Source organism: Klebsiella sp. Lac1, from assembly GCF_009825425.1.
Classification (GTDB): Bacteria; Pseudomonadota; Gammaproteobacteria; order Enterobacterales; family Enterobacteriaceae; genus Klebsiella; species Klebsiella electrica.
The window spans coordinates 1,219,228-1,238,342 of sequence record NZ_VJZJ01000001.1 but is presented as its reverse complement, the minus strand read 5'-3'; the positions used below and the strand labels follow the sequence as shown (position 1 = coordinate 1,238,342).

At 54.8% G+C, this 19,115-nt stretch carries 19 protein-coding genes; 6 read left to right on the top strand and 13 right to left on the bottom strand.

Annotated features, from left to right (window positions below; all coding sequences use genetic code 11):
* Window positions 1-29 precede the first annotated feature (29 nt).
* Window positions 30-779, top strand: coding sequence for a DNA-binding transcriptional regulator YciT (locus FNY10_RS05895; RefSeq protein WP_160703658.1), 750 nt, complete (start codon window positions 30-32; stop codon window positions 777-779).
* Window positions 780-1,085: 306 nt separating this feature from the next.
* Window positions 1,086-1,304, top strand: a complete 219-nt coding sequence (gene osmB / locus FNY10_RS05890; protein ID WP_100683974.1) for an osmotically-inducible lipoprotein OsmB — start codon at window positions 1,086-1,088, stop codon at window positions 1,302-1,304.
* A gap of 106 nt (window positions 1,305-1,410) precedes the next feature.
* Here the strand turns inward: osmB and yciH are convergent, their stop codons facing one another.
* From yciH to pgpB, 5 genes are all read right to left on the bottom strand, one after another.
* Window positions 1,411-1,737 (bottom strand): stress response translation initiation inhibitor YciH, encoded by a 327-nt coding sequence (gene yciH, locus FNY10_RS05885; protein WP_100683920.1) that lies wholly within the window; start codon window positions 1,735-1,737, stop codon window positions 1,411-1,413.
* On the bottom strand, window positions 1,734-2,474 hold the full coding sequence (gene pyrF / locus FNY10_RS05880; RefSeq protein ID WP_160703660.1) for an orotidine-5'-phosphate decarboxylase: 741 nt from the start codon (window positions 2,472-2,474) through the stop codon (window positions 1,734-1,736). Before pyrF ends, yciH begins: the two co-directional genes overlap by 4 nt.
* A 191-nt stretch (window positions 2,475-2,665) precedes the next feature.
* Window positions 2,666-3,835, bottom strand: a complete 1,170-nt coding sequence (gene lapB, locus FNY10_RS05875; protein ID WP_100683922.1) for a lipopolysaccharide assembly protein LapB — start codon at window positions 3,833-3,835, stop codon at window positions 2,666-2,668.
* Between the two features lie 6 nt (window positions 3,836-3,841).
* Window positions 3,842-4,150: a LapA family protein gene (locus tag FNY10_RS05870; RefSeq protein WP_100683923.1), complete on the bottom strand. Its 309-nt coding sequence runs from the start codon at window positions 4,148-4,150 to the stop codon at window positions 3,842-3,844.
* 135 nt (window positions 4,151-4,285) lie between these two features.
* Window positions 4,286-5,053: a phosphatidylglycerophosphatase B gene (gene pgpB, locus FNY10_RS05865; protein ID WP_131050200.1), complete on the bottom strand. Its 768-nt coding sequence runs from the start codon at window positions 5,051-5,053 to the stop codon at window positions 4,286-4,288.
* A 163-nt stretch (window positions 5,054-5,216) separates the two neighbouring features.
* Between pgpB and ribA the strand changes: the two genes are divergently transcribed.
* Complete coding sequence (gene ribA / locus FNY10_RS05860) at window positions 5,217-5,807, top strand: GTP cyclohydrolase II (RefSeq protein ID WP_004861045.1); 591 nt, start codon at window positions 5,217-5,219, stop codon at window positions 5,805-5,807.
* 42 nt (window positions 5,808-5,849) lie between these two features.
* On the opposite strand, the gene acnA is transcribed toward ribA, so the two are convergent.
* The 4 genes from acnA to topA all read right to left on the bottom strand — a co-directional run bounded on the left by acnA (window position 5,850) and on the right by topA (window position 13,231).
* Window positions 5,850-8,522: an aconitate hydratase AcnA gene (gene acnA / locus FNY10_RS05855; protein ID WP_160703662.1), complete on the bottom strand. Its 2,673-nt coding sequence runs from the start codon at window positions 8,520-8,522 to the stop codon at window positions 5,850-5,852.
* A gap of 400 nt (window positions 8,523-8,922) precedes the next feature.
* The gene (locus FNY10_RS05850) at window positions 8,923-9,090 is read right to left on the bottom strand and encodes a YmiA family putative membrane protein (RefSeq protein WP_100683926.1); all 168 of its coding nucleotides are present in this window, start codon (window positions 9,088-9,090) and stop codon (window positions 8,923-8,925) included.
* A gap of 244 nt (window positions 9,091-9,334) precedes the next feature.
* The gene (gene cysB, locus FNY10_RS05845) at window positions 9,335-10,309 is read right to left on the bottom strand and encodes an HTH-type transcriptional regulator CysB (protein ID WP_004861036.1); all 975 of its coding nucleotides are present in this window, start codon (window positions 10,307-10,309) and stop codon (window positions 9,335-9,337) included.
* Window positions 10,310-10,633: 324 nt separating this feature from the next.
* The gene (gene topA, locus FNY10_RS05840) at window positions 10,634-13,231 is read right to left on the bottom strand and encodes a type I DNA topoisomerase (protein ID WP_160703664.1); all 2,598 of its coding nucleotides are present in this window, start codon (window positions 13,229-13,231) and stop codon (window positions 10,634-10,636) included.
* 413 nt (window positions 13,232-13,644) lie between these two features.
* On the opposite strand from topA, the gene FNY10_RS05835 reads away from it, so the two are divergent.
* On the top strand, window positions 13,645-13,896 hold the full coding sequence (locus FNY10_RS05835; protein ID WP_100683929.1) for a YciN family protein: 252 nt from the start codon (window positions 13,645-13,647) through the stop codon (window positions 13,894-13,896).
* Window positions 13,897-13,975: 79 nt separating this feature from the next.
* Here FNY10_RS05835 and sohB read toward each other — a convergent pair whose 3' ends face one another.
* Window positions 13,976-15,022, bottom strand: coding sequence for a protease SohB (gene sohB / locus FNY10_RS05830; RefSeq protein ID WP_100683930.1), 1,047 nt, complete (start codon window positions 15,020-15,022; stop codon window positions 13,976-13,978).
* A gap of 254 nt (window positions 15,023-15,276) precedes the next feature.
* On the opposite strand from sohB, the gene FNY10_RS05825 reads away from it, so the two are divergent.
* Together FNY10_RS05825 and cobO are read left to right on the top strand one after the other, a co-directional pair.
* A complete protein-coding gene (locus tag FNY10_RS05825) occupies window positions 15,277-16,038 on the top strand; it encodes a YciK family oxidoreductase (RefSeq protein ID WP_100683931.1) in 762 nt (253 codons plus the stop codon).
* On the top strand, window positions 16,035-16,625 hold the full coding sequence (gene cobO, locus FNY10_RS05820; protein ID WP_100683932.1) for a cob(I)yrinic acid a,c-diamide adenosyltransferase: 591 nt from the start codon (window positions 16,035-16,037) through the stop codon (window positions 16,623-16,625). The genes FNY10_RS05825 and cobO overlap by 4 nt, the downstream gene beginning before the upstream one ends.
* 97 nt (window positions 16,626-16,722) lie before the next feature.
* Here cobO and rluB read toward each other — a convergent pair whose 3' ends face one another.
* The 3 genes from rluB to FNY10_RS05805 all read right to left on the bottom strand — a co-directional run bounded on the left by rluB (window position 16,723) and on the right by FNY10_RS05805 (window position 19,088).
* Window positions 16,723-17,604, bottom strand: coding sequence for a 23S rRNA pseudouridine(2605) synthase RluB (rluB, locus tag FNY10_RS05815; RefSeq protein WP_004861010.1), 882 nt, complete (start codon window positions 17,602-17,604; stop codon window positions 16,723-16,725).
* Window positions 17,605-17,789: 185 nt separating this feature from the next.
* Window positions 17,790-18,002: a hypothetical protein gene (locus FNY10_RS05810; protein WP_160703666.1), complete on the bottom strand. Its 213-nt coding sequence runs from the start codon at window positions 18,000-18,002 to the stop codon at window positions 17,790-17,792.
* Between the two features lie 51 nt (window positions 18,003-18,053).
* Window positions 18,054-19,088, bottom strand: coding sequence for a major capsid protein (locus tag FNY10_RS05805; RefSeq protein WP_160703668.1), 1,035 nt, complete (start codon window positions 19,086-19,088; stop codon window positions 18,054-18,056).
* Between the last annotated feature and the right edge of the window lie 27 nt (window positions 19,089-19,115).

Genomic DNA, 19,115 nt, shown 5'->3' with positions numbered 1-19,115 from the left:
CAAAATTTCCCCCTAACTGTGATGTTGCTATGAACGCCCGACAACAAAGTATTTTGCAAATGGTCATCGATAAAGGCCGCATGAGCGTGACCGATCTCGCGAAAATGACCGGTGTCTCTGAAGTCACGATTCGACAGGATTTGAATTTACTGGAAAAACAGAGCTATCTGCGCCGGACCCATGGTTTCGCCGTCCCGCTGGATAGTGAAGATGTCGAAACCCGGATGATGACTCATTTCTCGATCAAACGTGAACTGGCTACGCGCGCCGCAGAGTTGGTCAACGCCGGTGAGACGGTATTTATCGAAAACGGCAGCTGCAACGCCCTGCTCGCCCGCACGCTTGCCGAACGCGGCGACATTACCATCATCACCGTCAGCAGCTATATTGCGCATCTGCTTAAAGAGACGCCCGCAGAGGTCATTCTGCTCGGCGGGATCTATCAGAAGCGCAGCGAAAGTATGGTCGGTCCGCTCACGCGGCAGTTTATTCAGCAGGTGCACTTCAGCAAAGCGTTTATTGGCATCGATGGCTGGCAGCCGGAAACCGGTTTTACCGGCAAGGATATGATGCGCGCGGATGTGGTCAATGCCGTTCTTGAAAAGGGCTGTGAGGCGATTGTCCTGAGCGACAGTTCGAAGTTCAGCGTCGTGCACCCTTATCCGCTCGGTCCGGTGGCGCGGTTTAGCCGCATTATTACCGACAGCGGTCTGCACGATGACGCACGTCAGCAGCTGACAGAAAGCGGACTCACCGTCGATATTGTTAGTTGTTCCTGAATTCGCCCCGACTTGCTTTTTCGCCCGGCATTTTTTCTTTCCCCGCCGCCCACCGTCGTGGGCGCAGACCGCATGAATCCCTGTCTGAGAGTATTCCGAGCCCGCAATTAAGAGTTTTTACCTGCCAGCAAAATTAAAAAAAAGTAGAATTAATGTTAGCGATATAACAGGAAGTGACTATCACCTGCGTGATTAAAGTACCGCCTGCGCAACTTAAGTTTCATGGAATAGCCCTTAAAACCTGGCATCACGCTATGCTTTAAAGGAAGTTGTATCCATGAATTGATTATTCAGGAGAAAATTATGATGACTTCAATGAGCAAAAAAATGGCTGCCGCTGTTCTGGCCGTTACCGTAGCAATGTCTCTGAGCGCATGTTCCCACTGGTCCAAACGCGATCGTAATACCGCCATCGGCGCAGGCGCAGGCGCACTCGGCGGCGCAGTCTTAACCGATGGCAGCACGCTCGGTACCCTGGGCGGCGCGGCAGTTGGCGGGATTATCGGTCACCAGGTTGGTAAATAAGGTCTCAACTGGATCAACGATAAAAATAATCCGCATCAGTAGACTTACAGACTCACGCACCTGCTAAAAATCAAGGCCACGGTATTTACCGTGGCCTTGTTATTGATTACCCACCCGCCAGCTTAACTTTCATGCCTTTGGCTTCCAGCAGTGATTTAAGCAAATCGCGCTTATCGCCCTGAATTTCAATCACGCCATCTTTCACCGACCCGCCGCAGCCGCACTTCTTTTTCAGCTCGGCGGCCAGTTTTGCCAGCGCATCATCGTCCAGGTCAATACCGACGATCAGGCATACGCCCTTGCCCTTGCGGCCGCTGGTCTGACGCTGAATACGTACCACGCCATCGCCTTTAGGACGCTCAACGACCGCCTTCGGTTCATCGATACGGCCGCTTTCCGTCGAATAGACCAGACGGCTATTGGAATCGGTCATGATACCCCCTGAGTCAGTGACGCATTGATGCTGCGTAAGGTCGCTGCCGGATCCGCCGACTGAGTCACCGGACGACCAATCACCATATAGTCTACGCCGGCTGCCTGCGCCTGTTCCGGCGTCATGATACGGCGCTGGTCTCCGGCATCGCTGCCCTGCGGGCGAATACCCGGCGTCACCAGCTTAAAGGCCTGCCCCAGTTCGTGCTTGAAGCGGGCCGCTTCCTGCGCAGAACAGACCACGCCGTCGAGGCCGCAGCGCTGGGTTAACGCCGCCAGTTTTGCCGCATGATCGGCGGGAGAAAGCGTGATGCCAAGATCCTGGAGATCGCTGGCTTCCATGCTGGTCAGGACGGTCACGGCAATCAGCAGCGGCGCGTCCTTGCCAAACGGCAGCAACGCTTCACGTGCCGCGGTCATCATTCGCGCACCGCCAGAGGCATGAACATTGACCATCCAGACACCCAGCTCTGCCGCCGCGGCTACCGCGCGCGCAGTGGTATTCGGGATATCATGAAATTTCAGGTCGAGGAAGACCTCAAAACCGCGCTGATGCAAGTCGCAAACAAACTGTGGCCCCAGCAGCGTAAACATCTCCTTACCCACCTTCAGGCGGCAGTCGCGTGGATCAATACGGTCAACAAAGGCCAGCGCTTTGTCGCGGTTGTCATAATCGAGCGCAACAACAACGGGAGAGGATGTGACAACGCGAGGCGAAGATGAAGCAGTAGACGTCATGACCAGACCTTAATTGTTGATGGGCGCCGTTTGGCGCAAAAAAGGTAAACGGGCAGCATTCTACCTGCGATGGAGGGAAATTGACAGGCTGCTTTTCGCCGCCTGGCGGACGATGGCAGCGATGGTGTCAAAGGCAGCGGATGATAAAAACTGATAAGTATGTTGTAACTAAATTGCGCTTTTTTTAAAAACTATTGCCCGTCGAGGCCGCGAATGGGTTTAATCGTTGACCACGACCGGCAGGACGGACAGTGCCAGTACAGAGTGTGAGCGGTAAAACCGCACTTTTGACAGCGGTAGCGCGGTTTACTGCGAACCTGCTCCCCCACCATATTGCGCAGAACGCCGAGGCTCTCCTTCGCGCGCCCCTCTTCGGCTTCATTAAGGTGGTAGTCCATCAGCTTATGGAACACCCGCATCGTCGGATGACGCTCCAGCTGGCGGGTAACATAGCTCTGGGCCGCCTCCACGCCTTCGCGCTGTTCGAGAATTTGCGCCAGCATCAGCTCCGCGGTCGCTCCGGCGTTTTCATCGACGCAGCGGCGGAGGAAGAGTTCCCATTCATCAAGTTTGCCCAGCTGCTGATAGCAGGTCTGCAGCATGTCGAGCGTTTCGCCCACCAGCTCTTTATCCTGATTGATGACCCGCTCCAGGCTCTCTACCGCTTTCGCGTAGTCGCCCTTCTCCATCCATACCCGGCCGATCATAATCGACACGCGGGCGCTGTTGCGGTCAGCCGCAGCCCCTTTTTTCAGCAGCGACATTGCTTTATCCATATCGCTGTTCGCCATCTGCTGCAGCGCAAGCTCGCACCAGAAGTTGGCAATATCGCCCCGGTGTTTTTCTTTACCCAGTTTCACTAAACGCTCGGCAACATCAATGGCCGACTGCCAGTCGCTGGTGGCCTGATAGATTTGCAGCAGCTGCTGCAGCGCGCTGAGGCGAAAATCGGTTTCATCCACCAGTTGCTTGAACATATCTTCCGCGCGATCGTAGAGACCGGCGGCCATATAGTCGCGCCCCAGTTGCTGAACGGCCAGCAGCCGCTGATCGTAAGTCAGCGAGGCGCTCTCCATCAGGCTCTGGTGAATACGGATAGCCCGGTCAACCTCACCGCGCGAGCGGAACAGGTTACCCAGCGTCAGGTGGGCCTCAACGGTACCGGTGTCCTCTTTCAGCATGTCGAGGAACAGATCCACCGCTTTATCCTGCTGGTTGCTCAGCAGAAAGTTCACCCCGGTCACGTAGTCACGCGACAGGCGGCTAGCGTCGTCCTGTCTGGACTGTTGTGCACTTCTGCGCCCCATATACCATCCGTAAGCAGCGGCAACGGGCAAAAGCAGAAATAACAACTCCAGCATAAATGATTATTCCTTCACCGCAGGAACACCTGCGTCGGCTGGCGCGGCGTTGGCTGGCGCAATCTGATGTTCAAGGCGCTTGATTTTACGTTCAGCGCGAACCAGAGAAACGCGAACCCGCAGCCAGAAAAGGCCGCAAATCAACCAGCCAATTGCAAACCCTGCGGCAAAGAGCACTGCCAGCAACGTCGAAATACGGAATTCACCCTGCGCGAGCAAATAGTTGAACGTGACCAGTTGATCATTCTGTGCGCCTAAGGTCACGGAGATGACGAAGATGGCTAATACCAGTAAGAAAATCAGTAAATATTTCACACTACTTCCCGTTTTGTGGGTTGAGCGAAAAAATCCCGCGTTCAGCCCTATAAAGTATCATTTTCGCCGCAGCGGTGAAATGGAAAAGCATGGCACCCTGTCCGGATATGCGTCCGTCCGGCGCGGAAATCAACGTTATCCCTGATTTATCGTCCGCGTCTTAATCTCCTGCGCCTCTTCTCCCGGCGGCGTAAGCGGACCGCACAGCCGCTGGGTTATCCAGGTGGCCAGGGTTACCAGCAGCCACGAGATAAAGGTGGCGACCAGCAAATCTTGCGGCCAGTGCATGCCCAGCGCCAGGCGACTGCCCATCACGGCCGTCGCCCACGTCAGCAGCACGGCGATGGTCAGCCAGCGTCGCCGCGGCCACAGCAGTCCGACGCCCAACAAGGCCCAACTGGCCGCAAACATCGTGTGCCCGGACGGAAAAGCAAAACCGGTCTCTTTCTGCCAGTGCTTGCGCAGGAATCGAGGAATATCCTGCTCTTGCGCCAGCTGCTCATGCACCAGTTTAGCGCGTTCTTTGCGTTTTAACGCGTAGAATTGCTCAACCGGCACCTGCTGCGTCTTTTCCAGCCAAACCACAAAAGGACGCGGCTCCTGAACCTGCTCTTTTATCCAGGATTTTATGCCCTGCCCCAACAGGATAGCCGCCCCCAGAATCACAAACAGCATCACCGCGGCGCGCAGACGAAAACGCAGACACCACAGGAACCAGCCGCATAAAACCGTATGGGTAATGATGCCCCACGGCTGGGTCACGCTCTCTGTCACCCAGTAGAGCAGTTTTAACCACGCTTGCGGAAGGTCTGGCTGCCACTTCCAACCGGATACCCACACCACGCCGGGCATAATCATAAGCAATGCCGCACCGAGGGCGGTTCGTCTGGCAATCGACAGCATCTTCTCTCCTTATCTCTTCTTCCGACTATCATAACGGAAAGTGGTACGTTTGTGCGCTTTACGCGCAGGCAGCCGTGCGTAATTAGGAGAACGTCGCGCCATTGTGGCAAAATAGCGCCAAACAGAAAGCACATTCAGGTGCTGACAGAATCTGGAGAATCACATGCAGCTTAAACGTGTGGCAGAAGCCAAACTGCCAACCCCCTGGGGCGATTTCCTGATGGTGGGATTTGAAGAACTGGCAACCGGGCAGGATCATGTCGCACTGGTCTTCGGCGATATTTCGGGCCAGTCCCCGGTCCTTGCTCGCGTACATTCTGAGTGCTTAACGGGCGACGCCCTTTTTAGTCTGCGTTGTGATTGCGGTTTTCAGCTCGAAGCGGCGCTGTCGCATATTGCCGAAGAGGGACGCGGTATCCTGCTGTACCACCGTCAGGAAGGCCGCAACATTGGTCTGCTGAATAAAATTCGCGCCTATGCGTTGCAGGATCAGGGCTATGACACCGTGGAAGCCAACCATCAGCTGGGCTTTGCGGCGGATGAGCGCGACTTTACGCTGTGCGCGGATATGTTCAAACTGCTCCACGTCGACCAGGTGCGTTTGCTGACCAACAACCCGAAAAAAGTGGAAATTCTCAGCGAAGCCGGGATTAATATCGTTGAACGCGTGCCGCTGATTGTCGGGCGCAACCCGAAAAATGCCCACTATCTGGACACCAAGGCCGCCAAAATGGGGCATCTGTTGAATAAATAAGTCGGCAAAAAAAGACAGGGCCAGCGCTTGCTGGCCCTTTTTTTACAGCATGTTGCGGATCACATAATGCAGAATGCCGTCATTCTGATAGTAGGTCAGTTCGGTGGCGGTATCGATGCGGCAACGGCAGTCGATCGTCTCCTGCGTACCGTCCGCCCGCGTCAGGGTCACCGGCACCGTCGCGCCTGGCTGCAAGGCCTGCAGGTTGCTGATATCTATCCGCTCCTCCCCGTTCAGCCCCAGCGTTTTACGCGTGACGCCCTGCGGGAACTCCAGCGGCAGGATCCCCATCCCTATCAGGTTGGAACGGTGAATACGCTCAAATGATTCAGCGATAACCACCCGCACACCCAGCAACCGCGGGCCTTTCGCCGCCCAGTCGCGACTGGAGCCGGAACCGTACTCTTTCCCGGCCACCACCGCCAGCGGGATCCCCTCATTTTTATAACGCATCGCCGCGTCATAAATCGCGATCGGTTCGCTGTCCGGCAGATGTCGGGTCATCCCTCCTTCCACGCCCGGCACCATTTCGTTGCGAATACGGATGTTGGCGAAGGTCCCGCGCATCATCACCTCATGGTTGCCGCGGCGGGAACCGTAGGAGTTAAAGTCAACGCGCGCGACGCCATGTTGCTGTAAATAGCGCCCGGCCGGGCTGTCCTGCTTGATACTCCCGGCCGGAGAGATGTGGTCCGTGGTGACCGAGTCGCCGAGCATCGCCAGAATACGCGCGCCGTGAATGTCCTCTACCGGCTCAGGCTGAACCCCCATCTGGTCAAAGAATGGCGACAGACGGATATAGGTTGAATCCTCCTGCCAGTCGTAAGTATCGGAGCGATCGACGTGAATGGCTTTCCATTCTGGCGTTCCTTCAAACACCTCCGCGTACTCTTTGTGGAACATATCGGTCGTGACCTGCTCAACCGCCTGGGCGATCTCAAGGCCGCTCGGCCAGATATCCTTCAGATAGACCGGCTGACCATTTTTACCGGTGCCAAGCGGATCGCGGGTCAGATTGACATTCATGTTCCCGGCCAGGGCGTAGGCCACGACCAGCGGCGGCGATGCCAGCCAGTTGGTTTTCACCAGCGGATGAATACGCCCTTCGAAGTTACGGTTACCGGACAACACCGCGCCGACGGTTAAATCCCCTTTTTTGATAGCCTCTTCGATCGGTTCCGGCAGCGGCCCGGAGTTACCGATACAGGTAGTACACCCATAGCCGACCAGGTTGAAACCCAGCTCGTCGAGATACGGCGTCAGCCCGGCGTGGGCCAGATAATCCGACACCACTTTCGATCCTGGCGCCAGAGAGGCTTTCACCCACGGCTGCGGCTTCAGGCCCAGCGCAACCGCTTTCTTGGCCAACAGGCCGGCGGCCATTAGCACACTGGGGTTAGAGGTGTTGGTACAGGAGGTGATGGCGGCAATCGCCACCGCACCATCGGGCAGCGAATAGCGATGTCCGTTCAGCGTATAGTCGACCGGCTGGCGCTGTTTTTGTGTCTGATTAACCTCCAACTCGCTGCTGGCGGCAAAGGCTTTCGGGACATCCCCCAGCGCCACGCGATCCTGCGGCCGTTTTGGCCCCGCCAGACTCGCTTCGACAGTGCCCATATCCAGTGCCAGCGTACTGGTGAAGATCGGCTCATCGCCCGTCTGACGCCACATGCCCTGCGCTTTAGCATAGGCTTCCACCAGCGCCACCTGTGCATCGCTACGACCGCTCAGCCGCATATAGCTGAGGGTTACCGCATCAATCGGGAAGAAGCCGCAGGTCGCACCGTATTCGGGGGACATATTGGCGATGGTCGCGCGGTCGGCCAGCGGCAGCGAATCCAGACCATCGCCGTAAAACTCAACAAACTTACCCACCACGCCGTGCTGACGCAACATCTGGGTCACGGTGAGCACGAGGTCGGTGGCGGTAATGCCCTCGCGCAGTTTACCGCTCAGTTTAAAGCCCACCACATCCGGGATCAGCATCGAGACCGGCTGGCCCAGCATCGCGGCTTCCGCTTCAATACCGCCGACGCCCCAGCCCAGCACGCCCAGGCCGTTGATCATCGTGGTATGCGAATCGGTACCGACCAGCGTATCAGGCCAGGCCACCCATTCGCCGTTTTGCTCCTCACTCCAGACCGTTTTGCCGAGGTACTCCAGGTTAACCTGATGGCAAATACCGGTGCCCGGCGGCACGACGCTGAAGCGGCTGAACGCCTGCTGTCCCCAGCGCAGGAAAACGTAGCGCTCGTGGTTGCGCTCCATCTCAAGACGCACGTTTTCCTCGAACGCATCGTCATTGCCGAAGCGATCGACGGTGACCGAGTGGTCGATAACCAGGTCCACCGGCGACAGCGGGTTGACCTTCGCCGTATCGCCTCCCAGGCGTTTGACCGCTTCACGCATTGCCGCGAGATCCACCACCGCGGGTACGCCGGTAAAATCCTGCATCAGCACGCGCGCCGGACGATAGGCGATTTCCCGGTCAGCATGGGCATGTTCAAGCCAGCCTGCCAGCGCGTGAATATCTTCGGCGGTGACCGAGTCACCGTCCTGCCAGCGCAGCAGATTCTCCAGCAGGACTTTAAGCGATTTGGGCAGACGGGTCAGATCGCCCAGTTCTTTAGCGGCCAGCGGTAAACTGTAGTAGTGGTAGGTTTTATCTTTGACCTGTAGCGTATCCTTACTGGCTGCTCGTAGGGTTGACGACATAGCTCCTCCTTTATCACAGGGATGGCATGCCCTGATCCTCCTCAGGGTTAATATTAAAGATAACACATACCGGGCATAACACTTTGATAACAACCCGAATTGCTAAAATCGGCGGGAACGAATTGAAAAGCGATAAGGACAGAAAACCTGAATAACATCGCGGGAAAATGTTGAATACAATTGATGAAACGATGGTAAGAGAGGGAGTTGATTAATACGCAGAAACGAAAAAGAACTAATCGCCGGCTTATTGACGATTAGTTCAACAGTATGGGTCAGGGATTAAAAACCATTGTGGCGAAATATATCCTCCTTGCTGCCATTAGTTTATTAACTTAAATAATACCTCGTATTTTAACTGTCATAAAAATGAAATATATTCAGACTCAGAAAAAAAGGTTCAGCTAATGATCCAGACGTTACAAATGACTAGCGCCACAATACTCCAGAACATCGCGAGCCCAAGGATAACAGCGCTCCAGGCCCGACTCCTCAACACAGGATCGATCTCCGTTTTGTCACTTTCCTGTGACATCGCAAACTTCATATAATCGATATCACTTATCATTTCATCACCACCAATCGCTAAAATTATCAGGTACGATTAAATATTAATTATGGGATTAAGATTAATCCAGCTAATTTTCTTAGAAACGGAGACCTTTAATCATTAATTTGATCGCGGCGGGTATATTTGAAAATGTGGTACGAGGAGTTAACGAAAATTGTGATTTATACGAGGTTTAGAGGCCCGATTATAGGCCATAATAGGCTCTGGCATCCCCGTAAGGATGCCATTATCATTTACAGGGCTATTTTTCCGGTAGTTTAATATCTTTAAACATTGCCTCAATATCTTCATTCGAGCGCAAGGCCACCGCGGTATCCACCACATCTCGTGTCAAATGCGGCGCAAAACGTTGAATAAAATCATACATATAGCTACGAAGGAAGGTGCTGCGGCGGAAACCTATTTTCGTGGTGCTGTGGCTGAAAATACCGTTAGCATCAAGCTTAACCAGGTCAGGATCGGAGACCGGATCCACCGCCATGCTGGCAATCACCCCGACCCCAAGGCCAAGACGGACATAGGTTTTGATAACGTCAGCATCGGTGGCGGTGAAAACGATACGTGGCGTCAGCCCGGCACGGTTAAAGGCGGTATCCAGCTCAGAACGGCCGGTAAAGCCGAAGGTGTAGGTGACCAGCGGGTACTGGGCCAGCTCTTCAATCGTCACCGACCCACGGGAGGCCAGCGGGTGTTCAGGCGTCACCACAATCGAACGATTCCAGTGATAGCACGGCAGCATGACCAGATCATCATAGAGATGCAGTGCTTCGGTCGCGATGGCGAAATCCGCGTTCCCCTTTGACACCGCCTCCGCAATTTGTGTCGGCGAGCCCTGATGCATATGCAAGGAGACGCGCGGATAGCGCTCAATAAAGCCTTTTATCACCCCAGGTAACGCATAGCGGGCCTGAGTATGGGTGGTAGCCACATACAGCGAGCCTTTGTCAGGCCAGGTATGTTCGCCTGCGACCGATTTAATCGCATCGACCTTCGACAGGACTTCGCGGGCAATGCGGATGATCTCCTGACCGGCCGGCGTCACCTGAGTTAAATGTTTGCCACTACGGGCGAAAATCTGAATACCGAGTTCATCTTCCAGCATGCGTACCTGCTTGCTGATACCGGGCTGTGAGGTATACAGACCTTCGGCAGTCGAGGAGACATTCAGATTATGGTTAACAACCTCAACGATGTAGCGGAGCTGCTGTAGTTTCATGGCTGATATCCGTTAACGCGTAAAATGAATTCGTTCATACATTTTACGTTCAGGCCGCCTGTCGGCAAGCTGCACGTTTGCCGTCCCTGCGACTCGCCGCTATGGCGCCACAAAGCATCCTGAACACGATGATGTATAAGACGATTTAATAATAAAAAAGAGATTAGCTATAACCACTATATCATTTATATCTACAGTGTATAGACACTAACGAAAAATAATAAGCTGGTTATAAGGCTATCGTCCGGCGTACAGGAATGGCGAATAAGGCAGGAAAATCAGTGACAAAAAGGGCCGCATCGCGGCCCTTCAGGAGAGTACTGCTTACTTGCTGGCTTCAGTCCATTTACCGTCAATATAGAAGGCTGACCAACCGGTCGCCTTGCCATCTTTCTCTGACGCGACGTACTGCTGCTTCGTTTTACGGCTAAAACGCACCAGCGTTTTATTACCGTCAGGATCCTGCTGCGGCGCGTCGGCCAGATAACGCAGTTTCTCCGGCAGACGATCGCGGAAGCGGTACAGCTCTTCCACCAGCGGCGCACGAGTTTCACGCGATTTCGGGAAGGTGTTTGCCGCAAGGAAAACACCTGCCGCACCATCACGCAGGACGAAAAAGGCGTCCGACTTCTCACACGGCAGCTCCGGTAACGGAACCGGATCTTCCTTCGGCGGAGCGACTTCGCCGTTACGCAGAATTTTGCGCGTATTCTTACATTCGTCGTTGGTGCAGGCCATGTACTTACCAAAACGCCCCATTTTCAGGTGCATTTCAGAACCACATTTTTCACACTCAACGATTGGGCCGTCATAACCCTTGATGCGGAACTCGCCCTCTTCAATCTCATAGCCATCGCAGGTCGGGTTGTTACCACAGACGTGCAGCTTGCGCTTAGGATCGATCAGGTAGCTGTCCATCGCCGTGCCGCACTTCTGGCAGCGACGCTTGGCGCGCAGCGCGTTGGTTTCGGCATCGTCGCCTTCCAGCACGTTGAGCACTTCGTTTTCCGGCACCAGGTTAATGGTGGTCTTGCAGCGTTCTTTCGGCGGCAGCGCATAGCCGGAACAACCGAGGAACACCCCGGTGCTGGCCGTGCGAATCCCCATCTTACGCCCGCAGGTCGGACAGTCGATGCTGGTCAGCACCATCGGGTTCGGCTGCATGCCGCCCTCTTGCGGATCCTTCTCCGCCGTTTCCAGCTGGGTGGTGAAGTCACCGAAGAAGTGATTCAGCACCTGACGCCATTCGGCCTGATGATTCGCCACCTGATCGAGGCGATCTTCCATTTGCGCGGTAAAATCGTAGTTCATCAGGTCGCGGAAATTCTCTTCCAGACGATCGGTGACAATCTCACCCATTTTCTCGGCATAGAAGCGACGGTTTTCCACCCGCACGTAGCCGCGATCCTGAATGGTCGAAATGATCGACGCATAGGTAGACGGACGGCCAATCCCGCGTTTTTCCAGCTCTTTAACCAGCGAGGCTTCGCTAAAGCGCGCAGGCGGCTTGGTAAAGTGCTGTGCCGGAATCAGTTCGACCAGGCTCAGGCTCTCGCCTTGATTGACGACCGGTAGCGTCCGATCTTCATCACCTTTACGCAGCGCCGGCATCACTTTGGTCCAGCCGTCAAAACGCAGGGTACGACCGCGCGCTTTGAGTTTAAAGTCGCCGGCTTTCACGGTCAGCGTGGTGGAGTCGTACTGCGCCGACGTCATCTGACAGGCGACAAACTGGCGCCAGATCAGCTGATACAGTTTCAGCGCGTCGGCTTCCATCCCTTTCAGGTCTTCAGCCATCACGTTGACGTCAGAAGGACGAATCGCTTCGTGCGCTTCCTGTGAGTTTTCTTTGCTGGTGTACTGATTGGCGCTCTCTGGCAGATATTTTTTGCCAAAGTTATCGCCGATATAGCCGCGAACCATGCTCAGCGCATCCTGACTCAGGTTCGTTGAATCGGTACGCATGTAGGTGATGTAGCCAGCTTCATAGAGACGCTGCGCCATCATCATGGTTTTCTTCACGCCGAAGCCCAGGCGGGTGCTGGCTGCCTGCTGCAAGGTCGAGGTAATAAACGGCGCGCCGGGCTTGCTGCTGGTCGGTTTGTCTTCACGCTCCAGCACGCTGTAGCTGGCTTTCTCCAGCAGCGCAACGGCAGCCATCGTTTCATCGCGGTTCACCGGACGGAACGGCTTGTCGTGCTTATGCGTCACCTGCAGCGACAGAGCATCGCCGCCCGGAGTGGTGGTGCTGGCGTCGATTTCCCAGAACTCTTCCGGTACGAACGCTTTAATTTCGCGTTCACGCTCCACGACCAGACGTACGGCAACCGACTGGACGCGGCCTGCGGACAGACCGCGGGCAATTTTTTTCCACAGCAGCGGAGAAACCATATAGCCCACGACGCGGTCCATAAAACGGCGCGCCTGCTGGGCATTAACACGATCGATATTCAGTTCGCCTGGCTTCTCAAAAGCCTGACGGATCGCATTTTTGGTGATTTCGTTGAACACCACGCGGCTATAGCGTTTGTCATCTCCACCGATCACTTCCCGCAGGTGCCATGCAATGGCCTCCCCTTCGCGGTCAAGGTCGGTTGCGAGATAGATGTGGTCGGCTTTTTCCGCCAACTGTTTGAGTTCTGAAACTACCTTTTCTTTACCCGGAAGTACTTCATACTGAGCATCCCAGTCATGCCATGGGTCTACGCCCATACGATTGACCAGAGCGCTACGTTCATCCTTTTTAGGCTTTTTAGCCCCTTTGGTGGAGGTAGAGTCGGCGCTCTTTTTGGAAGCTGAGCCACTGGTCGGCAAATCGCGGATATGACCCACGCTGGATTTCACCACATAGTCATTACCCAGATACTTATTGATCGTTTTGGCTTTTGCCGGGGACTCAACGATAACGAGAGCTTTACCCATATTCACCTTTACCTAATTTGATTCATCCAGGAATACATCGCACATTTTGATTCACCATCCACTGACGACGTACGTCAAATGTTGCGACGCCGTCGATGGATATCAACCCTTTGCACGTCCAGTTCCACATCCATAAAACCAGATAGCTGAGTTTACTGACTTTTTCTCGTCAGGTGACATAGCACGAAGAATTTTTGGCCGAATGTCAAGCAAATCTGTTGCCAGATCGCCGAAAGCGTCACACTGTACCTGATAAAATTCGTTACGCAACTTTATTAGCATGCAAAAGCAAATCCTGCCAGTAAAGTCATGTTTCTTAGAGCTTTGCCATTAACCCTGTACTCTGAATGGAAAATTTGCCCCATCTCGCCGCGCGGCGTAAACTACCGGGCGAAGAATCACAGGAGTCACTTATGCAAGGTACAACCCAACCTATCGATCGCCAGTCGCTGCTTGAAATAGCCAACAAACTCATCCGCGAGCATGAAGATACGCTAGCCGGGATTGAAGCGACCGACGTCGTTCAGCGTAACGGCGTGCTGGTATTTAGCGGCGAGTTTTATCTTGATGAGCAAGGCTTGCCAACAGCGAAGAGCACGGCGGTATTCAATATGTTCAAATACCTCGCCCATGCGCTGTCAGAGAAATACCACCTGGCCGATTAAGCCCTCTTCTCTGTATTGAGCGGGCATAAAACGCCAACGCGAGGCAGTTGCCTCGCGTTGCTTTGTTCACATTCACTGATTACATCAGCGGCTTTTCCCCTCGCTGCCACCAGCGTAGCAGCAAACGGTCGGCGCTTTCGGCGGCGCTGCCGGTAAAACGGTCGAGCATTTTTTTGCGCTGCTGGTAACGAACGCCGATCACGTCGTGATTGTCGATCAGCCCCAGAAGCAGTTCATCGCTGGTTTCCACGACGTCTACCAGCCCTTTCTCCAGCGCCTGAACGCCGTACCAGTGTTCACCGGTGGCGACGGTCTCAATATCCAGCGATGGCCGCATCTCATGGACAAAATCTTTGAACAACTGATGGGTCTCATTCAGATCTTCGCGGAACTTGCGTCGACCTTCGTCAGTATTCTCACCCAGCATCGTCAAGGTACGTTTGTACTGACCGGCGGTATGCAGTTCGATATCGATATCTTTGTTCTTCAGGAAGCGATGCAGGTTAGGGATCTGCGCAACCACACCGATAGATCCCAGGATGGCGAACGGCGCAGCCACAATTTTGTTCGCCACGCAGGCCATCATGTAACCGCCGCTGGCCGCGACTTTATCAACCGCCACGGTTAAGGGTATTTGCTTATCGCGCAGACGCTGCAGCTGAGACGCCGCCAGGCCATAGCCGTGAACCACCCCGCCGGGGCTTTCCAGACGGAGGATCACCTGGTCGCGCGGTTTTACGGCCGCCAGAACCGCGGTGATCTCTTCGCGCAGGCTGGCGACTTCGTGGGCGTCCATACTGCCTTTGAAATCCAGCACCCAGGCGCGCGGTTTGCTGTTTGGTTCGCTAGCCCCAAGCTTAGCCCGCGCCCTGGCTGCCTTCGCCTCCTGCTTGTGCTTTTTCTTTTGCGCTTTGTGCCACACCTTTTGCTGCGGACCATCCAGCAGCGCGACCGCCAGCTCTTCCCGCATCTCTTTGTATTGCTCGCTGAGATTGGTTACCCGCAGTTCCCCACGTTGTTTCTTCCGCTGGGTCAGGTTAACAATGAGGGCGGTAATAACCGCAATGGCGACGACAACGGTCGCGATTTTGGCCAAAAACAGGCCATATTGAGCAAGTAATTCCACGTATTCACCTTGTGTAAACCACTGACGTTGAAGCACAGTGTACATCAGCCGGCGTCACCAAGTCTCTGCGCTTTGTGTGGTGCGCGAGCCCCCTTCCCGTTTTTTTCAGCGACGATGAAATCGTTGCAAGATGTTCATTCCGCGAAGAGTTTCCCCTTCGCTGATTGCAATGCCCGGCTGTTTCAGGCATAAAACGCAAAAGTATGAGACCGAATACAACGCGCGATCGTCAGCAGATTGCCCAAGGAGTCGCCGTGCACTATCAACCGCAGCATCATTTATTAAAAGATCGCATTATCCTGGTTACCGGCGCCAGCGACGGTATCGGCCGCGAAGCCGCATTGACCTATTCGCGCTACAGCGCAAGCGTTGTGCTGGTCGGACGTAACGAAGAGAAACTGCGCAGCGTGGCGCAGGAAATAGACCAGGCCGGCGGGCTTCCGGCGCGTTGGTTCACGTTGGATCTGTTAACCTGCACGCCGCAGGAGTGCCAGCAGCTGGCACAGCAGATTAGCGTCCACTACCCGCGTCTTGATGGCGTACTGCACAATGCCGGTCTGCTGGGCGATGTCTGCCCGATGGATCAACAAAAGCCGGAAGTCTGGCAGCAGGTGATGCAGGTCAACGTCAACGGCACCTTTATGCTGACCCAGGCGCTGCTTCCTTTATTACTCAAGTCTGAGTCGGGTTCGCTGGTCTTCACCTCCTCCAGCGTCGGCCGCCAGGGACGCGCCAACTGGGGCGCCTATGCGGCCTCCAAGTTTGCCACTGAAGGGATGATGCAGGTGCTGGCCGAAGAGTACCAGAGTCGTCACCTGCGGGTTAACTGTATCAATCCAGGCGGAACGCGCACCAAAATGCGCGCCAACGCGTTCCCGACGGAAGATCCGCAAAAGCTCAAAACCCCCGCCGATATTATGCCGGTTTATCTATGGCTGATGGGCGATGACAGCCGTCGCAAGACGGGAATGACTTTCGATGCCCAGCCAGGGCGTAAACCAGGAATTGCACAATGAGTGATGAACGCTACCGTGAACGCCAGCAGCGGGTAAAAGATAAAGTGGATGCCCGCGTGGCGGCGGCGCAGGAAGAACGCGGCATCGTCATCGTCTTCACCGGCAACGGAAAAGGCAAAACGACGGCCGGTTTTGGTACCGTCACCCGCGCTATCGGGCATGGAAAAAAAGCGGGCGTCATCCAGTTTATCAAAGGCACCTGGCCCAACGGCGAGCGCAACCTGCTGGAGCCGCACGGCGTAGAGTTTCAGGTGATGGCCACCGGGTTTACCTGGAATACCCAGGATCGTGAAAGCGATACGGCGGCCTGCCTTGCGGTCTGGGAACACGCGCAGCGGATGCTGGCCGACGAATCCCTGGACATGGTGCTGCTGGATGAGCTGACTTACATGGTGGCGTACGACTATTTGCCGCTCGAAACGGTCCTTAGTGCGCTGCGCAACCGCCCGCTACAGCAAACGGTGATCATCACCGGACGCGGCTGCCACCGGGAGATCATCGAGCTGGCTGATACCGTCAGCGAGTTGCGACCGGTTAAGCACGCATTCGATGCCGGTATCAAAGCGCAGATGGGGATTGATTACTGATAAGCGTGGCATTCAGCGGCAGGCGCAATGGATCTCCACCTGACGCCAGCACCACTTTAAAGAGGAATCCGGCGAGAACCCGCCGGATTTAAGCAGATTAGCCGTTGCTACGGCTGCCACCCGAACGGCGGTTGTTGCTGTTTCCCACCTGGGAATGGCGTTTCACCGCGCGGCGAATCTGATTCGCCTTCATACGGCGACGATCTTTCTCTACCGCGACTTTCGAGGTGGTTTCCGCAGGCAGTTCAACCAGCTCGCGCAGGTAGTTGGTTTGCGCCAGATCCAGCTCGGTATAGCCGCCGCGAGGCAGGCCTTTCGGCAACGGAATATCGCCGTAGCGCACGCGAATCAGACGGCTGACCTGCACGCCAACCGCTTCCCACAGACGGCGGACTTCACGGTTGCGCCCTTCGGTCAGCGTGACATTGTACCACTGGTTAATCCCTTCGCCGCCGGCAAACTTGATCGTTTTAAACGCCGCCGGGCCATCTTCCAGCTGCACGCCGCGAGACAGCTGACGCAGTTTGTCGTCATCAACCTGACCGAACACACGCACGGCGTACTCACGTTCCACTTCGCGGCTCGGGTGCATCAGACGGTTTGCCAGTTCGCCATCGGTGGTGAACAGCAGCAGACCGCAGGTGTTGACATCCAGACGCCCCACCGCAATCCAGCGCGCGCCGCGCAGTTTCGGCAATCGGTCAAATACCGTCGGACGGCCTTCAGGATCGTTACGCGTGCAGAGTTCGCCTTCCGGCTTGTAATACGCCAGGACGCGGCAAATCTGTTCAGCGGACTCTTTCACCGAAATCAGATGACCATCGATACGAATTTTTAAACCCGGAACCACTTCTACACGATCGCCGAGGGTGGCGACTTTACCATCGACGCTGACGCGGCCAGCTTCGATTTTAGATTCAATTTCACGGCGGGAGCCGTGGCCGGCGCGGGCCAGCACTTTCTGTAATTTCTCGCTCATTGAGCTTCCTTAAGGTGTCGCCTTCCCAGGCGTCGTTGTGAAAATAAAATTTTGTTTATTTTCAATAACTTACTTGATTTCTTGGTTGTTATTATACAGCCTTTTTACCACTGTGTAACCCTGTTTGTTGTACACCCCCGCCGGATTGCAGGCATAAAAAAAACCGGGCGGTTTTACCCGTCCGGTCAGATAGCATCTTTCAATTTTTGCTGTGTCGCGTAGTGCAGAATCGCGGCCTCAAGGCCCACGCTGGCGACCTTGCTTAAGAAGGTGCTGCGCTTTACCCCTAAAGCCCTGGCGAGCGCTGAGACGTTTAACAGGCCAGCAGCATCGTCAAGTGTTTTGACCTTGACCGATAGCAGCGGCGCATTTCCCACACCCAGAATTTTCAATTGCATATATTTACCTCTCCAAAGGATTAAGAGGGCGGCAATCACCGCCCAACTTCTTTATGCGTTCATCGTGAGGTGGGTAACAAGGTCGGGGCGGAACGTGGTGGGAAGCATCGAGAATTCGCTGGATAGCGTGATGTTCTTATACGCATCGGTGCTGCTATAAATGCGGAAATCCACGACATCAGCAAAGGCCAGCTCAAGATTTCGGCTTGTTGGCCCCACCAGGTTGGTGAACACCGCGCTCTGATCACCGCTCAGAGGTTTATCCATCAGCGGGACGAGGTACGCCTCATCAGGTCCAATACCGTAAAATGCGGTATCGCTCATCTCGACGACGGTCACGTTATCAACGATGTAGTAGCTGAAACCTGGATTCAGATCTTGATCGAAAACCAGACCCTGTGCGCCCAGGACGTGATATTTCACCAGCTCGCGGATCTGCGGGTTGAACCGGATTCGCTTGAACACGTTGGAACCCGCAAACAGATAAATGCCCTTCAGCAGCGGAGCCAGGCCACCCATACGGGCTTTCATCTTACTGACCTCATCAGACAGGGATTCCAGCGGATCATCTGTCATATTGATGGACAGGGTCCCTGTGCTTTGGTCATAGCCGAACTCATCAGACCAATCAAGGATCGGGCCATCGGCTGTAAATTCCATATCGGTGACACGATGACGGAATAATGACTCGGCGAACATCTTTTCACGGGTAGCAGAGAAACGTTCGTGGTGAGCAAGACTTTTAGCGGTAACTGCATCCAGAACACTAGCCTGTAGCGGCGATCCATACTTACGATATGGTTGTACATCGGCTGCTGTAATTATGTCCTGCGTGGGGAATAACGGCAATTCAATCAAATGGTTAGCCGCTTTTGGTTTTGGAGTAGAACCCCATTCACTGCCGAATCGGTTAGCGGCTGGCGCTACTGTATCCGCCATTGCGGTTAACACATCCAGGCTTGTTTTAAACTGATCGGTAGTGCCGCGCTGGAAGATGCCCAGGTTGGTCAGGATGCGGTTACGCGACGGAACACTAGTAAAGGATGCAGAATAATCTACGTACTCGAAATTGGAAGAAAGAGCCATAATCTTGTGATTTCCTTATCTTATTTA

Excerpts from the sequence above, each read along its gene's own strand:
- FNY10_RS05895 (WP_160703658.1), top strand. The coding sequence starts at position 30 with ATGAACGCCCGACAACAAAGTATTTTGCAAATGGTCATCGATAAAGGC.
- osmB (WP_100683974.1), top strand. The coding sequence starts at position 1,086 with ATGACTTCAATGAGCAAAAAAATGGCTGCCGCTGTTCTGGCCGTTACC.
- yciH (WP_100683920.1), bottom strand. The coding sequence starts at position 1,737 with ATGACCGATTCCAATAGCCGTCTGGTCTATTCGACGGAAAGCGGCCGT.
- pyrF (WP_160703660.1), bottom strand. The coding sequence starts at position 2,474 with ATGACGTCTACTGCTTCATCTTCGCCTCGCGTTGTCACATCCTCTCCC.
- lapB (WP_100683922.1), bottom strand. The coding sequence starts at position 3,835 with ATGCTGGAGTTGTTATTTCTGCTTTTGCCCGTTGCCGCTGCTTACGGA.
- pgpB (WP_131050200.1), bottom strand. The coding sequence starts at position 5,053 with ATGCTGTCGATTGCCAGACGAACCGCCCTCGGTGCGGCATTGCTTATG.
- ribA (WP_004861045.1), top strand. The coding sequence starts at position 5,217 with ATGCAGCTTAAACGTGTGGCAGAAGCCAAACTGCCAACCCCCTGGGGC.
- acnA (WP_160703662.1), bottom strand. The coding sequence starts at position 8,522 with ATGTCGTCAACCCTACGAGCAGCCAGTAAGGATACGCTACAGGTCAAA.
- FNY10_RS05850 (WP_100683926.1), bottom strand. The coding sequence starts at position 9,090 with ATGATAAGTGATATCGATTATATGAAGTTTGCGATGTCACAGGAAAGT.
- cysB (WP_004861036.1), bottom strand. The coding sequence starts at position 10,309 with ATGAAACTACAGCAGCTCCGCTACATCGTTGAGGTTGTTAACCATAAT.
- topA (WP_160703664.1), bottom strand. The coding sequence starts at position 13,231 with ATGGGTAAAGCTCTCGTTATCGTTGAGTCCCCGGCAAAAGCCAAAACG.
- FNY10_RS05835 (WP_100683929.1), top strand. The coding sequence starts at position 13,645 with ATGCAAGGTACAACCCAACCTATCGATCGCCAGTCGCTGCTTGAAATA.
- cobO (WP_100683932.1), top strand. The coding sequence starts at position 16,035 with ATGAGTGATGAACGCTACCGTGAACGCCAGCAGCGGGTAAAAGATAAA.
- rluB (WP_004861010.1), bottom strand. The coding sequence starts at position 17,604 with ATGAGCGAGAAATTACAGAAAGTGCTGGCCCGCGCCGGCCACGGCTCC.
- FNY10_RS05810 (WP_160703666.1), bottom strand. The coding sequence starts at position 18,002 with ATGCAATTGAAAATTCTGGGTGTGGGAAATGCGCCGCTGCTATCGGTC.
- FNY10_RS05805 (WP_160703668.1), bottom strand. The coding sequence starts at position 19,088 with ATGGCTCTTTCTTCCAATTTCGAGTACGTAGATTATTCTGCATCCTTT.